A 14,957-nucleotide genomic window follows, 5' to 3' on the forward strand; every position below is an offset into this window, starting at 1 on the left:
GCGCTTTCCCCAATGAACTATTAGCGCAGGACAGGTGTGGCCTGCAAGGCGCTGGCAGCTCCTTGCCCAATGGATGCCCCAAACCGCTTCACAAGGCGCTCTGCCACATTGTCTCTGCGGGTGTAGTCGATCAAGTCCTCCGCCTTCACGACTTCACGCGCCACAAAATCCAAATTCCCCAGCTGGTCTGCCAAGCCCATTTCTACGGCTTGCTGACCTGTCCAAAACAAACCACTGAAGGTTTCAGGCGTTTCTTTCAGTCTCGCACCTCGGCCCTTCTTCACAACAGCAATGAATTGCTGGTGAATTTGGTCTAGCATGGCTTGGGCAAACGCACGTTGCTTTTCAGTTTGGGGACTAAATGGGTCCAAAAAACCCTTGTTTTCACCCGCAGTCATCAGCCGCCGCTCTACGCCTAACTTATCCATCAACCCCGTAAACCCGAACCCATCCATCAGTACGCCAATGCTTCCGACCACGCTGGCTTTGTCGACAAAAATTTGGTCGGCGCCTGCGGCAATGTAGTAAGCCGCTGATGCGCAAGTCTCTTCGACCACCGCGTACACGGGTTTGTTGTGCTTGGCCTTCAGTCGATAGATCTCATCATTGATGATGCCTGCTTGCACTGGGCTTCCACCGGGTGAGTTAATCAACAAAACCACTGCCTGCGCACCACTGTCTTCGAACGCACTGCGCATTGCTGACACCACCAACTCTGCGCTTGCTTCTGCCCCAGCGCCAATTTCACCTTTGATTTCGACTACAGCGGTGTGGGGCTTGGACACGTCGGAGGCGCTACCGCCACGCCACAAGCCAACCCAAACCAGCCCCACCAAAAACATCAACCACGCAATACGAATTCCGTTGCGCCAGCGCCGCGCAACGCGCTGCTCTTGCAAGGACGCCATAGCTAAACGCTCCAAGGTAGCACGCTCCCAACCAGGGGATGTCGCACTCATAGATGCTTCACTTTTAGGAGCGTCATACGTATATCCCCCGGGCGGCTCTGGCACTTTTTGATCGAACTCAGGGTCAGAGGGAAATCGGGTATCAGTCATATCAGAACTCACAAGGTTTCAAGTTAGGTGCAGTATGCCAGTGCACGACGCCATCGCGTTCGGTCAAGGCGATCTTGATCAAGCCGCCGCGGCAAGGACCACCGCGGCACTCTCCAGTTGTGGGGCTGTACATGGCGCCATGGGTGGCGCACATCAGCCATTGCCCCGTCAAGTCGAAAAACTGGTTGGGTTGGTAATCCATTTCCATCGGCACGTGCGAGCAGCGGTTGAGGTAGGCATAGGCAACCCCCTGAAACCGCACGGCAAACCCTTGGCAGGTCTGGCCGCAGTACACCACGTCAAACGGGACAGCTTGTGCACTGTCTTTCAAGTCTGCTGAATTGCACAGCGTAAGCACTTGTTGATCGCTACTCATTGCGCAACAGCTCCCACGGTTAGCCGTTGTCCATGAGCCATAGATGCAACTCCGCTACGGTGTGTGCAACAAAGCGAGGTTCCAACACATCAAACGCAGACGGCGCGTGGGCGCCATAGCTCACCCCCACGCTGGCGCAACCAGCGTTGCGCGCCATTTGTAAGTCATGGGTGGTGTCACCAATCATGAGCACACGATGCGGCTCCACACCAAACTCGGCCATCAATTCTTGCAACATCAGCGGGTGGGGCTTGCCCGCTGTCTCATCGGCTGTACGGGAGGCATGAAAGAGCCCATGCAAGTCTTCAAACTGCAGCACCTCGTCCAACCCGCGCCGGCTCTTGCCTGTGGCTACCGCCAAAAAGTGCTGCCGTTCTTTCAAAGCGTGCAACATGGCCAACGCCCCCGGAAACAAGGTGATGTCGTGTTGGTGCTGGGAGTAGTGGTGCTTGTACCGTGCACCAAGCTCCGGGTATTTGCTTTGGGGCACATCTGGGGCAGCATGGGCCAACGCCTCCATCAAACCCAGGCCAATCACATAAGACGCGTCTTGGTCACTGGGCACCGTGCCGCCGACATCAGCCACGGCCAACTGAATGCAGCGAGTGATGCTAGCCGTCGAGTCAAACAAGGTACCGTCCCAATCAAAGGCAATGAGGTCGAACTGGCGCGCACGGCTGGATTTAGGGCTTGGCTTCATCGTAAAGGTGTGTTCAATGGTGTGGGAATCGCGTGGTCACAGGTCAGCCGGCGGTTGGCAATGTGGCTGACTGAAATTGCGCAAGCTCAGGCGGCAAGTCTGCCAACAATTCCAAGCGCTCGCCACTGGAAGGGTGATTGCACTGCAAGCGCCAAGCATGCAAAAACATGCGTTTGAGTGCGACGCCACCCACCCCACGCAACAACTCTTTGTTCAATTCAAAGTTTCCATACTTGTCATCTCCCAAGATAGGCATGCCTTCCGACGCCAAATGCACACGGATTTGGTGGGTGCGCCCGGTTTTGATCGTCACTTCCAGCAAGGACGTTGTTGTGGAACTGGCGCGGACCTTCACCAAGGTCAAAGATGGCATGCCATCGGGATCGTCTTTGGACACCACTTTGACGCGACGCTCTCCTTCGCCAGAGCCTCCATCCGCCACCAAATACTTGTGCAAAGGCTTATCAAGCACCTTCTTATTGGTTGGCCACTGGCCATTGACCATAGCCAAGTAGGTCTTTCCGGTAGCCCGGTCACGAAACTGGTCTTGCAAGTGTTTAAGCGCACTGCGCTTCTTGGCGATCAGCAAAATGCCACTGGTTTCTCGGTCTAAGCGGTGCACCAGTTCTAAGAATGGTGCCTTGGGCCGCGCCATGCGCAATTGTTCAATCACGCCAAAGCTAACGCCAGAACCGCCATGCACCGCCACACCCGCAGGCTTATTGATGGCCAAGAAGAAGTCGTCTTCAAACAAAACAGGGAAGCTCTTGGCCGGCACAAATGCGGCGGCCTGTTGCGCCATGGCTTGGTCTTTTTGCTCCGCACGCTCAGACACACGCACCGGAGGCAGCCGCACGACATCCCCTTCAGCAAGCCGGGTATCTGCGGAGGCCCGGCCCTTGTTAACCCGGACTTCGCCGCTTCGGATGATGCGGTAAACATGGGTTTTGGGCACACCTTTGAGTTGGCGCATCAAATAGTTGTCCAAACGTTGGCCATCACCGTCCTCCCCCACCGTGACCGATTTGACTTGAGCCCCCACAGGGGCAGGTTTGGCATCTATAATGTGTTTCACTAGCGGCGCGCTGTAAGTGGTTGATTTGTCTGGAGTTTAGTCCACACAACCCTTAAAGGCCTGCTAGAAGGTCGATGTTGCCGCTTTGTAGTGCACGCAAATCACACGCCAGATGCCTGTGATGGCCTGTAGACAACGTGGTCAAGCCAACGAATTGAAATACTGATACGGAATACCCAAAGTTTGCAGACTCTGCGTCTGCGAACGGAATGAATCGAGATGTTTGTGTTGTTCAGCCTGATTTCCCTGTGCCTGCGAGACGTTCGCGTCTCGTTTTTTGGCACATATCAGCCTATTGCGCGCTTCTATAAAGCGCAGCCAGCTACAAATACGATAGCAGGCACACAAATCCCCCCCCTCGTCCCCATCCACGCGCCTACGCTTCGACACCTCGTGTAAATCGAAGTTCTCCGGCAATTCCACCTCACTTCAGTTCGTTAGTCAGACATCGTTAGCCCAACTTGGGCATGTGTTTACTGAAGAAGGATGCAATCCATGAAACGGATGCTGATTAACGCTACGCAGGCGGAAGAACGCCGCTTGGCCATAGTCGATGGACAAAAACTACTCGACTACGAAATTGAAATTGAAGGCCGCGAACAGCGCAAGGGCAACATCTACAAAGCGGTGGTCACCCGCGTAGAGCCATCGCTTGAAGCCTGCTTTGTTGACTACGGTGAAGATCGCCACGGCTTCTTGCCGTTCAAGGAAATCTCAAGGCAATACTTCCAACAAGGTGTTTCGGTTAGCCAAGCGCGCATCCAAGATGCGATCCGCGAAGGCCAAGAACTCTTGGTGCAAGTGGAAAAAGAAGAGCGTGGTAACAAAGGCGCAGCGCTGACCACATTTGTTTCGCTGGCTGGTCGCTACGTCGTGCTGATGCCCAACAACCCCCGTGGTGGTGGCGTATCGCGCCGCATTGAAGGTGATGACCGCGCAGAGCTCAAAGAAGCACTGGACCAACTGGAATACCCCAACGGCATGAGCATCATTGCCCGCACAGCTGGCATTGGCCGAAGTGCGCCTGAGTTGCAGTGGGACTTAAACTATTTGCTCAAGCTTTGGGGTGCCATTGACGGTGCAGCCAAAGGTGGCAAGGGTGCCTATCTGATTTACCAAGAGTCGTCCTTGGTGATCCGCGCGATCCGCGACTATTTCAACAACGACATCGGCGATATTCTCATCGACACCGATGACGTGTACGAGCAAGCGCAACAGTTCATGGCGCATGTGATGCCTGAACACGCAGCACGCGTCAAACGTTACCGTGACGACGCACCGCTGTTCAGCCGCTTCCAAATTGAACACCAAATCGAGTCTGCTTACGCTCGCACCGTGCAACTGCCAAGCGGCGGCGCGATTGTGATCGACCACACCGAAGCCCTGGTGTCCGTAGACGTCAACTCGGCCCGCGCCATCAAAGGCAGCGACATCGAAGAAACCGCCACACGCACCAACTTGGAAGCTGCCGACGAAGTAGCGCGCCAAATGCGTTTGCGTGACTTGGGTGGCTTGATCGTGATCGACTTTATCGACATGGAAGAAAGCCGCAACCGCCGTGACGTGGAGAACCGCCTGCGCGACGCCCTGCGCCAAGACCGCGCCCGTGTGCAATTTGGCACCATCAGCAAATTCGGCTTGATGGAAATGAGCCGCCAACGTTTGCGCCCTGCTTTGAGCGAAGGTGCATCCATCCCCTGCCCACGCTGCGGCGGCTCTGGCCACATCCGCGACACAGAGTCAAGCGCGTTGCAAATTCTGCGCATCATTCAAGAAGAGTCCCTGAAAGACAACACCGCTTCCGTCCTGTGCCAAGTGCCTGTGGATGTTGCGTCTTACTTGTTGAATGAAAAGCGCACCGAAATCGCCAAGATTGAGTTGAAGCAACGCATCAACGTGCTGATGGTGCCCAACAAGACCTTGGAAACACCGAACTACCGCTTGGAGCGCCTCAAGCACGATGATCCACGTTTGGACCACATCGAAGCCAGCTACAAGATGGCCGAAGAAATCGAAGACCCCACTTCGGTCACTCGCCGCTCGCAAGAACCCACCAATAAGCAAACGCCCATCATCAAGGGCGTGTTGCCGGATGCACCTGCGCCCGTTGCTGTACCAAAGCCAGAGGCCACAAAAGCTGCTGCATTAGTTCCACGCGCGCAAGTGCCCGCAACAAGCAGCGCTGCCGCTGGCAAAGGCTTCTTTGGTTGGCTGAAAGCGTTGTTTGTTGGCAGCGACACACCTGCCACCAAGCCCGTGGCCACCACACCTGCACCCAAGGCGGATGAAAAGCGTGAAGACCGAAACGCACGCAATGGCAACCGCCAAGGCGGACGCAACGGCGAGGCACGTTCCGATGCACGCCCAGAAGGCCGCAATGACACCCGTGGTGCCCGCCCAGCGGGCCGCAACGATAACCGTGACACACGCGGTGGTCGTGGGGGTCGCGGTGGACGCAATGAAGGCGCGGCTGGCGCCCAACGTGAGCGCTTTGACGGTGAAGGTCGCGCAGCAGAAGGTGTGACACCCACCTTGGATGCGAACCAAGCGCAACAAGAGCAAGCGCGCAGCGAAGGCCGACCAGAGCGTGGTCCACGCAATGAGCGTGGAGACCGCAACAACCGCCAGCAAGGCCGTGGCGGCGATCGCCAAGAGTCTGCAGAGCGTAACCAAGACGGCCGCAATGAAGCTCGCACGGAAGCACCAGCTGACGAGCGCGCTAACCGCAACGCCGAAGGCGACGCCAATGCACGTTCAGACGCTCCCGAGGCACGTGAAGGTCGCAACTCCCGGGGACGCGGCAACCGTGGCGGACGTGGGCCTCGCCAAGACGATGCGAACCGGGTGGCCAATGGCGAATCACAGGCACAACTAGGCTTCGGCGAAGCCAATGGTTCGGAAGCCACGGCCTCCACAGCGGAAGCAACTCAGTCCCCAGCACCTGCTGGCAACGTCCGCAATGAAGGCCAAGAGCCACGCGAAAAGCGTTCCCGCGACCGTTACGGCCGTGACCGTGGCCCTCGTGGCGACCGCGCTCCGCGCAATGAGTCAGCGCAAGCTGAAGTTAACGGTGAGTCTGCCGCGCAAGCGACAGATGTTTCCCACGCAGGCCAAGGCAATGCACCTGCTCCCACGCCTGTGGAAGTGGCAGCGCCAGTCGCTAGCCATGCCGTTACAGCACCTGCTGTCAACACGGTAGAGCCAGCGCAAATGGGCGCCGCCGCACCTCAAGCTGTGGCGCGGCAAGCAAGCCCCACGGCAGCTGCGCCCAACAGCGTCGGCATGCCTAGGGTGGCGAGCTACACATTGCCTAGCGAAACAATGGAACAAATCGCCCAAGCCGCTGGTCTGCAATGGGTTAACTCCAACGCTGAGCGCGTAGCTGCAGTGCGCGCTGCCATTGAGGCAGAACCTAAGCCAGTGCATGTTCCCCGCGAACGGCCAGCTCCAGTGGAGCCAGACAACAGCCCACTCATCTTGGTAGAAACCAAGCGAGACCTACGCAACATGACCTTGCCGTTTGAGGCAACACAAGAAGCGTAGTCAATATGGGGCCCCTTAAAAGGGGCGCCAACCAAAAAAAAGGGCACCTCAAGTGCCCTTTTTTTTGCGTGATCACGGCGATCAAAAAACGTCAACAGCCCCCACTCTAGGCGCATCCCCAAAGCAGCCTTTGCGCACCAAGTCGATATGGCTAAACACTTTGTTTTTCCCATGGTTCTGCGCGAAATCCACTGCACGCTCAGCACGTTCCAAAGCAGCACTCGGAGAGTCGTCGGGAGAGATACGGGTGAAGCCCCCGCACGCTGTTACACGGCCCACTTGGGGAAAGTTAAACTTCTCCATGTTGACACGAAAACGCTCAAACGCAGCCAACACCAGTGTCTCATCGGGGCAATGCATCAACACAGCAAACTGCTCCCCTCCAAATCGGTAAATTCGGTCATAGGTGCGAAAGGTATTGTTCATGATGCGTGCTACCAGCAGCAACACTTCTTCGGCAATGAGATGGCCGTGTTGATCACCAATTTTCCCAAAGTCATCGACTGTCACGGTACCTAGCCAGTAATTGGGAGGAACACGATGGCGACGCTCTTGACCGGGCGTTACAGCGGCTTCCAGCAGTTTCAAGTGCGTGGACTGACCTTCATCCAACTCTTCAAGCACTGCCCTGTAAAACGTGTCATCCAAAGACTTGCGATTCAATAGTCCTGTCAGCGGGTCGCGATCGCTGTACGCCAAAAGGTTGTACATGTTGAGGAACACGCGGTGCAGTTCCCCGATGGCTTGCAACTGTTCACCGGTGAGGATGGTTCCCGAATGAATTTCGATCACGCCATCGTCATCGTTGCGAGAATCCAAAAACAAGGGTATGTAGGTAATCCGAGGCCCTTCTTCGCCGGCCCAAGCAACCACCACGCGCTGGCGTTCGCGCACACAGTTGAAGCGGTCTTTCAATTCTTCAATGGGGCTTAACTCTTGAAACTCAACGCGCAGGGGGTCCACCACTTTTCCGCCACCCCGGGCGTCCATGGTGGCGACTTCCAGCCATCGCTTGGAGCCCTCTTCGCTTAGCACGCGAGCAATCACTACACGGTCTATGGGGAGCAAGTCAATCAAGGCCTTCGCCAAGGTCAACTCCAAAAGATCCCTATCCCTATGATCCGTCAGCTTGATGAGGTGTTCAATAAGTTTGGCCATTTGCACATAATAGCCCTGAATACGAAATCCGTCATCTTTTTGCAGTCTCCGCCAATGCAGCTTTATAGGCGTGTGTGGCCGCATTCGTATCTTGTCTATGCTCCGCCATTTCGGCGAGAGCCTGCCAAGCATCACGACGCAAGCCAGCGTCTTTGAGCATCAACAGTGACTGCTTTAGCATTTGCTGCGCTTTACCCCATAGACTCAATCGCATACAAACCACGCCCGCCAGGTACTGCAATTCTGCGTCACGAGGGTTAGACATTTGGGCAGCTTCGACGCGTGTCAGCCATTGCGCGTCCGGAGCACCGTCAGGAGCAGCGAAACCCCGCTCAAGCACTCTGACCAAGCGCACGCGCTGGGGAGCAGAGAGACCATCAGCGGCACCCAATCGCTCCCAAATCGGCAATAGCCATTGGCGAGACAGGGGCACCAAGCCACCTTGGTCTAGCAAGCGTTCTGCGGCTTCCAAAGCTACTTCAGGCGTTTCTTGCTCCGAACTCTCCAGCGAGGACCACACCCTTTGGATTTGCACCTGATCATGCGCATCGCGAATCAACTCAATCGCGAGACCACGGGCAATGCTTCTTCCGGCAGTCTCAGTAAATGCGCGATGCTTGGTCAATAAGCGAGCGGTTTCTAAGGCTACTCTGGCCTGCCCAGCAAGTCTGGCAACCTTAAAGCGCAAGCGCAAGGCCACTGTACGGCGCGAAGCGCCTTGCGGCAACTGGTCAAGCCATTCCAAAGAAGCTGCAGCATCACGATCGTCAAATTTCCAGCGCGCAGCGCGCAAAACTACTCCGTCACGCACATCTTGCGCGTCACGACGATCCGATTCAACCAGCGCCTGCTGAAAATGACTTTCTCGCGTTGCGCGGTCTTGCACCGCATGGGCACTTTCTGCCGCCAAAAGATGGGCAATCGCCCTTAGCCGCCCCACATACTCTAGGCGCTCACCGCCCTGGCTTACCGAACTCTCCAATGCAACAACCAGCTCAGCGGCCTTGCGCGCACGTACAAATCGGCCAGACACCAAGTGCGCCAAGGACTCTAGCAAAGCGCTTTGAATAGCGCGTTCTTTCTGAGACAAACGCCAGCGCCTCGCCTGCCGAGGAATACTCAACAGTCCAGAAACTGCACGTAGTGCTAAGTGCAAGACCACAAAAGCCAACACCAACAGGAGCACAAACAAATTCAAAGACAGGTCGATCCGGTGTGGATACCAGTACAGAGTGACCGTACTTTGGTTATTTCCTGCAAAAAGCGCGCTGGCGGTGGCTATGCCAAACAACGCAAACAGCCATAAAACAGCCCGCATATCAGCGTCCCGCCGCCGCAGTAGAGAGCGCGGCCAAGGTGTCTTCCACTCTTGGAAGTTCAAGGGATTTCATCTGCCCTTGAATCTGCTGAAGCAAATTAATTGCGGTTTGCGTCTTGCGCGAGGAATTGTCGAAATACTTGGCCAAAATGGCAGCCGCACTGGCTAAGTCAGACCGAGACGAATCAATTTGCCGAGAGAGCAAGCCGAGTCGGGCATTGAGTAGCTTCAACTTGACGTTCTCACGCAAGAAAAATGATTGCTCAGGAGACAGCATGGCAGCTTCGGGATCTTCAATCTTGCTAACTCGCACCAAGTTGCGCAGTTCTTGCTGAACCGCGCCAAGCAATCGCCCAGACCAGTCTGCCACTGACTCTTGTGCTTTGCGTTGCAAAACTTCCTTTGATTTAGGGGATGCCACCGCGTTTGCAACATTCAGTTCGTCAGTCAACAGCACCAGCTCGTCCATCTTGATCAAAAGTGCGGGGGTGTCTGCAACTGCAGTAGCCTTGATGCGCGCAATGTCACGCGCAATCGCACGCTGCAATGGGGTGAGCCTTGGCTGAGCGGCCCTATTGACACGCAGCTCCGCACTTTTCAGAGCAGCTAGCAGAGGTTCCACACTCCCGGCCAGCTGCGCTTGCTGCTGGGCTAAGCGCACTGCAGACTCTATGTCTACTACCAAGTTTTCGTCGCGTGACCTAGACAGACTCTGAATCAACTCTTCAAGCTGGGTACGTTGCAATGACACCTCACTCAATCGGGTTTCCGCAACCGCGAGCTTGGCCGCAGTTTCCAGAGCCAACTCTTGCGCTTGTCGCGCAGTACTCCGCGCTTCGGAGGCATTGGAACCGGCATCGGCACTTTGCCTTGCTAATTGCTCTTGAATACCACTGAGCTTCTGCCACATCATGGCCGAAGAAACCAAACCTATCGTCGCAACGAACGCTGCCACGGTGACTAGACGCGGAAGTTTGACTCCACTCACAGGCGGCTCTGAAGGGCTTTGCGCGGACTCTGCAATCACGGTGGGCTCGGTGTTCATCGGAGTGATTCTATAGACGCCCTGATATCGACCAACAAGGGCCGTGACTCACAAACAACATCAAAGCCAAGTTCTCTCGCGGCCCGAGCAATACGCGGATGCGTCGCCACAGCACGTCCTCGGGACCAATCGTGCCCCGGTAAAGATATGCCAAGGTTTGCAATTGCTTCAGAGCTGCTAAACAGCCACACGCTTCCATCGTGAGAAGCAGCGAGGGCCAACGCCTTTTGCGCTTCGTTGAGCTGCGGCGCTACACGCTGATAGGCCACCACAAACTCAACCCAAGCGCCTTGCCTACGCGCTTGATCTGCGAACCAATCCCGCCCGACCCCGTCCCCCGCAGCGGCACCATGTTCCCCTGAACCACGCACGATCAACAAGCGAAAGCCAGTCTTCACTTGGCCCTTCACTACGGCCCACAAAGCTTCAGAATCAAACTGCCCCACTTCAAGCGCTGGCACGTCCACACATTCTGCAGCCACGCCCTGCTGCATCAGCGCGTGATAGCTGCCGGGTCCCGGCACAAATGCTCTTGTTTTTGTAGCTGACTGCACTGTAAACATGTGCGCTACCGTTGGTTTAGATGCAAAAAAATAGGCCACAGCATTGCCACTGACAAACATGACTGCATCAAACTCGGCCAATCTTTTCCAAGCCTTGTGCACGGGCGCCTCGTCCATGGCTGCGCGCACCTCAATCAAGGGCAAGGCATACGCATCAAAACCCGCGCTGGCCAAGTCTTTGACCCATTTTTGGGCGTCAAGTACAGGGCGGGTTACCAGCACTCGCATCGTCAGACGCTGCTGTTTGCAGCCAGCGTTCCGCCTTGCGCTGCTACTCCACGCTGGAGTTGCTGTGCTACGGACTCACCAAGCGTGTTCGCTGCTACGGCATCGGTTACCTCACCGTGCGCACGGGCATGCACCAAAGGAAACTGCCCAGTGGGGTCGCCCCAGGCAGCTGTGATGTGCATGTGCGAGCCTTGCAATGTTGCATAGGCGGCCAGTGGCATTGAACAACTGCCACCCATGACTCGGCTCACCGCGCGTTCAGCGGTGACGCACAGCCAAGTTGGCAAGTGCATCAATGGTGCCAATAGGCTGGCAACGTCAGAGCGATCAGACCGAATTTCAATACCTAGGGCGCCTTGACCAGCGGCAGGCAACATCTGCTCAGGCTCGAATGCGTGACGCATGCGCGCGCTTAGTCCCAAACGCTTAAGACCCGCTGCAGCAAGCACGATGCCGTCGTACAGGCCGTCATCCAGTTTTTTCAAACGGGTATCCAGATTGCCGCGCAATGCCTCTATCTTCAGATCAGGGCGTGCGGCACGCAAAAGTGCCATGCGTCGCAAACTAGAAGTTCCCACCACAGCGCCCTGTGGCAGATCAGCCAATCGGGCGTAGCGGTTGGAGACCCACGCATCCCTCGGGTCCTCACGCTCTAGGACACACACCAACGCAAAGCCTGGAGGCAGCTCCATCGGCACGTCTTTGAGAGAATGCACGGCCAAGTCTGCGTGACCCGTTTCCAGTGCGGTCTCTAACTCTTTCACGAAGAGACCTTTGCCACCGACTTTGCTTAAGCTGCGATCCAGTATCTGGTCACCACGGGTGGTCATGCCCAAGAGCTGTACTGCGTGCCCGTGTTGCTCCAGCAAGGCCTTAACGTGTTCAGCCTGCCACAGTGCAAGTCTGCTTTCCCTTGTAGCAATGGTGTAATTTCGCAAAATCGTAACCCACTCGTAATCAGTTTGAAGCCTGAGATGCTAGCATGGGCTTTCACGCCTTTTCTCAACCCTCCCCCTCTCTCGCAAGCCATGAAACCAGCACCTACCAACGAGTCGGCCAAGCGCGCCAAAGACAATGAACGCCCATTGGTGGAAGACATTCGCCTCTTGGGGCGCATTCTGGGAGACGTGATTCGTGAGCAAGAAGGCGTGCAAGCGTATGAGTTGATCGAGCAGATCCGCACCTTGTCGGTGGCCTTTCGCAGAGATGCTGACCAAGAAGCCGACCGCGCATTGAAGAAATTGCTCAAAAGCCTCAGCGGTGATCAAACCGTCAGCGTGATCCGCGCGTTCACCTATTTCAGCCATTTGGCCAACTTGGCTGAAGACCGTCACCACATCCGACGCCGCGCCATCCATGAGCGCGCCGGCGACACCCAAGAAGGCAGTATTGAGGTCGCCATGTCCCGCTTGCGTTGGGCAGGCATTGCACCCAAAACCATTGCCGCAACTTTGGCTGAAAGCTATGTTGCGCCCGTGCTTACCGCCCACCCGACCGAAGTGCAGCGCAAGAGCATCTTGGATGCCGAACGCGGCATAGCCAAGTTGCTGACCGCACGCGACGAAATCAAAGCCCACGCGGCCTCTTTTGAAAGCAAAAAAGATGCACTAACGCCCAAAGAACTGGCCGCCAATGAGGCACATATGCGGGCCTTGGTCATGCAGCTATGGCAAACACGCCTGCTGCGCTACAGCAAGCTCACCGTTGCAGACGAGGTAGAAAACGCCTTGAGCTATTACGAGTCGACTTTCTTGCGTGAGATTCCTAAGCTGTACGCCGACTTGGAAGACAGGTTGGGCGAGCATGCTGTGCACAGCTTCTTTCGCATGGGTCAATGGATTGGGGGTGACCGAGATGGCAACCCCAACGTGAGTGCGCAAACCCTAGAGTACGCCTTGCGCCGCCAATCCGAAGTTGCGTTGCGCCATTACCTGACCGAGGTGCATTTTTTAGGCGGTGAGCTCTCCATTTCTGCGATGTTGGCCCAATGCACGCCTGAAATGACCGCTTTGGCAGAGAGCTCGCCCGACCAAAACGAGCATCGCAAGGACGAACCCTATCGACGGGCGCTTACTGGCGTTTATGCACGCTTGGCGGCAACTTTGAAAGACCTCACCGGAACCGAGGCGGCTCGCCACGCAGTGGCACCACAGAATGCATACACCAGCGCCGAGGCGTTTGTGGCTGACCTGCGCACCATTGAGACCTCACTCAAGAGCAACCACGCATCCGCCTTGGTCTCGCAACGCTTGCGTCCGCTGATTCGCGCCGCTGAAGTGTTCGGATTCCATTTGGCTACGGTTGACTTACGGCAAAGCTCCGACAAGCACGAGGAGGTGGTTGCAGAGTTGCTGGCGACAGCCCGCATAGAAAGCAACTACAGCAATTTGGACGAAATGGCAAAACGCCGTGTGTTGCTGGGCTTGCTCAACGACGCGCGTGCGTTGCGCGTTCACGGCGCGACTTACAGTGCCCATGCCCTAGGCGAATTGGCCATTTTTGCCATGGCCAAGGTCATGCGCGAACGCTTTGGCAACCATGCTATTCGCCACTACATCATCAGCCATACAGAAACCGTCAGCGACTTGCTAGAAGTGTTGGTGCTGCAAAAAGAAGTGGGGCTGATGCGCGGCACGTTAGACACGCAGGCGCTGTGCGACCTCATTGTGGTGCCACTGTTTGAGACCATTGAAGACTTGCGCAACGCTGCGCCCATCATGGGCGACTTTTACGCCTTGCCCGGCGTCACCGAATTGATTACCCGCAGTGGCGCTGAGCAAGACATCATGCTGGGTTACTCCGACAGCAACAAAGATGGAGGAATTTTTACCAGCAATTGGGAGTTGTACCGCGCAGAGATTGCCTTGGTCGAGTTATTTGACGAACTCAACGCCAAGGTGAAGGGTGACAAGAAAGTGCAGTTGCGCATGTTCCACGGCCGTGGCGGCACGGTTGGTCGCGGCGGTGGCCCAAGCTACCAAGCGATTTTGGCCCAACCCCCTGGTACTGTACGCGGCCAGATTCGTCTGACCGAGCAGGGCGAAGTGATTGGTTCTAAATACGCCAACCCGGAAATCGGACGACGCAACTTAGAAACCTTGGTCGCCGCTACGCTAGAAGCTACCCTGCTGCAACCTACCAAGTCCGCTACCAAGGCGTATTTGGATGCTGCTGCTGAGCTGTCCATCAACAGCATGGCGGCATACCGCGCACTGGTGTATGAAACCCCGGGTTTCACTGAGTACTTTTTCAGCTCCACGCCTATTCGGGAAATTGCGGAGCTCAATATTGGCTCTCGCCCTGCTTCGCGCAAAGCGTCTCAGCGCATCGAAGACCTGCGCGCTATTCCGTGGGGCTTTAGCTGGGGCCAATGCCGCTTGACCTTACCTGGTTGGTTCGGCTTTGGCTCTGCCGTGCAAACCTTCATTGATGCTGCAGGTGCTACCCACGCAAAAGACCGCACCGCACTGCTGCAAAAGATGTACCGCCAGTGGCCCTTCTTTCGCACCTTACTGTCCAATATGGACATGGTGATGGCTAAAAGCGATTTGGCGCTGGCTTCACGCTATGCCGAGTTGGTGAGTAACGCACGCCTGCGCAAGAAGATCTTTACAGCCATTGAAGCCGAATGGCACAGCACGGCGCAGGCGTTGGCACTCATCACGGGAGAGAAACACCGCCTAAGCAACAATGCTGCCCTGCAGCGCTCGATACGCCACCGCTTCCCGTACATCGACCCTTTGCACCATCTGCAAGTGGAACTGGTGCGCCGGTACCGAGAAGGTAAGGCCGACGAGCGGGTACAACGCGGCATTCATATCTCCATCAATGGAATAGCGGCGGGTCTGCGCAATACGGGCTAAGCAAGCATGCGCGCTTGGGCACTCTCAAGC

The 14,957-nt window shown here is 56.3% G+C and carries 11 protein-coding genes; 2 read left to right on the forward strand and 9 right to left on the reverse strand.

Going from position 1 to position 14,957, the window contains the following annotated elements:
• Positions 1 to 20: 20 nt before the first annotated feature.
• The 4 genes from EXZ61_RS15335 to EXZ61_RS15350 are packed head-to-tail and all read right to left on the reverse strand — an operon-like array spanning position 21 to position 3,209.
• On the reverse strand, positions 21 to 1,058 hold the full coding sequence (locus EXZ61_RS15335; protein ID WP_142812592.1) for a S49 family peptidase: 1,038 nt from the start codon (positions 1,056 to 1,058) through the stop codon (positions 21 to 23).
• 1 nt (position 1,059) lies between these two features.
• Positions 1,060 to 1,434 (reverse strand): Rieske (2Fe-2S) protein, encoded by a 375-nt coding sequence (locus EXZ61_RS15340; RefSeq protein ID WP_142812593.1) that lies wholly within the window; start codon positions 1,432 to 1,434, stop codon positions 1,060 to 1,062.
• Positions 1,435 to 1,453: 19 nt separating this feature from the next.
• Complete coding sequence (locus tag EXZ61_RS15345; RefSeq protein ID WP_142812594.1) at positions 1,454 to 2,134, reverse strand: HAD family hydrolase; 681 nt, start codon at positions 2,132 to 2,134, stop codon at positions 1,454 to 1,456.
• Positions 2,135 to 2,177: 43 nt separating this feature from the next.
• On the reverse strand, positions 2,178 to 3,209 hold the full coding sequence (locus EXZ61_RS15350; RefSeq protein ID WP_342590555.1) for an RluA family pseudouridine synthase: 1,032 nt from the start codon (positions 3,207 to 3,209) through the stop codon (positions 2,178 to 2,180).
• 495 nt (positions 3,210 to 3,704) lie between these two features.
• On the opposite strand from EXZ61_RS15350, the gene EXZ61_RS15355 reads away from it, so the two are divergent.
• The gene (locus EXZ61_RS15355; protein ID WP_142812595.1) at positions 3,705 to 6,752 is read left to right on the forward strand and encodes an Rne/Rng family ribonuclease; all 3,048 of its coding nucleotides are present in this window, start codon (positions 3,705 to 3,707) and stop codon (positions 6,750 to 6,752) included.
• An 81-nt stretch (positions 6,753 to 6,833) separates the two neighbouring features.
• Here the strand turns inward: EXZ61_RS15355 and EXZ61_RS15360 are convergent, their stop codons facing one another.
• From EXZ61_RS15360 to hemC, 5 genes are read right to left on the reverse strand one after another with little or no spacing between them, the layout of a single operon-like run.
• Complete coding sequence (locus EXZ61_RS15360; RefSeq protein WP_142812596.1) at positions 6,834 to 7,910, reverse strand: GGDEF domain-containing protein; 1,077 nt, start codon at positions 7,908 to 7,910, stop codon at positions 6,834 to 6,836.
• Between the two features lie 31 nt (positions 7,911 to 7,941).
• On the reverse strand, positions 7,942 to 9,228 hold the full coding sequence (locus EXZ61_RS15365; protein WP_142812597.1) for a heme biosynthesis protein HemY: 1,287 nt from the start codon (positions 9,226 to 9,228) through the stop codon (positions 7,942 to 7,944).
• A 1-nt stretch (position 9,229) separates the two neighbouring features.
• Positions 9,230 to 10,273, reverse strand: a complete 1,044-nt coding sequence (locus EXZ61_RS15370; protein WP_142812598.1) for a uroporphyrinogen-III C-methyltransferase — start codon at positions 10,271 to 10,273, stop codon at positions 9,230 to 9,232.
• Positions 10,270 to 11,064 carry a uroporphyrinogen-III synthase gene (locus EXZ61_RS15375; protein WP_142812599.1) on the reverse strand — a complete coding sequence of 265 codons (795 nt, stop codon included), beginning with the start codon at positions 11,062 to 11,064 and terminating at the stop codon, positions 10,270 to 10,272. Before EXZ61_RS15375 ends, EXZ61_RS15370 begins: the two co-directional genes overlap by 4 nt.
• Positions 11,065 to 11,066: 2 nt before the next feature.
• Entirely contained in the window at positions 11,067 to 12,002 is a 936-nt protein-coding gene (hemC, locus tag EXZ61_RS15380; protein ID WP_142812600.1) for a hydroxymethylbilane synthase, read from the reverse strand.
• Between the two features lie 90 nt (positions 12,003 to 12,092).
• Between hemC and ppc the strand changes: the two genes are divergently transcribed.
• On the forward strand, positions 12,093 to 14,927 hold the full coding sequence (gene ppc / locus EXZ61_RS15385) for a phosphoenolpyruvate carboxylase (RefSeq protein ID WP_142812601.1): 2,835 nt from the start codon (positions 12,093 to 12,095) through the stop codon (positions 14,925 to 14,927).
• Positions 14,928 to 14,957 lie beyond the last annotated feature (30 nt).

Source organism: Rhodoferax aquaticus, assembly GCF_006974105.1.
GTDB classification, from domain to species: domain Bacteria; phylum Pseudomonadota; class Gammaproteobacteria; order Burkholderiales; family Burkholderiaceae_C; genus Allorhodoferax; species Allorhodoferax aquaticus_A.

Bases quoted from the DNA above. Each gene is read 5' to 3' on its own strand.
- EXZ61_RS15335 (WP_142812592.1), bottom strand. From the start codon at position 1,058: ATGACTGATACCCGATTTCCCTCTGACCCTGAGTTCGATCAAAAAGTG.
- EXZ61_RS15340 (WP_142812593.1), bottom strand. From the start codon at position 1,434: ATGAGTAGCGATCAACAAGTGCTTACGCTGTGCAATTCAGCAGACTTG.
- EXZ61_RS15345 (WP_142812594.1), bottom strand. From the start codon at position 2,134: ATGAAGCCAAGCCCTAAATCCAGCCGTGCGCGCCAGTTCGACCTCATT.
- EXZ61_RS15355 (WP_142812595.1), top strand. From the start codon at position 3,705: ATGAAACGGATGCTGATTAACGCTACGCAGGCGGAAGAACGCCGCTTG.
- EXZ61_RS15360 (WP_142812596.1), bottom strand. From the start codon at position 7,910: ATGGCCAAACTTATTGAACACCTCATCAAGCTGACGGATCATAGGGAT.
- EXZ61_RS15365 (WP_142812597.1), bottom strand. From the start codon at position 9,228: ATGCGGGCTGTTTTATGGCTGTTTGCGTTGTTTGGCATAGCCACCGCC.
- EXZ61_RS15370 (WP_142812598.1), bottom strand. From the start codon at position 10,273: ATGAACACCGAGCCCACCGTGATTGCAGAGTCCGCGCAAAGCCCTTCA.
- EXZ61_RS15375 (WP_142812599.1), bottom strand. From the start codon at position 11,064: ATGCGAGTGCTGGTAACCCGCCCTGTACTTGACGCCCAAAAATGGGTC.
- ppc (WP_142812601.1), top strand. From the start codon at position 12,093: ATGAAACCAGCACCTACCAACGAGTCGGCCAAGCGCGCCAAAGACAAT.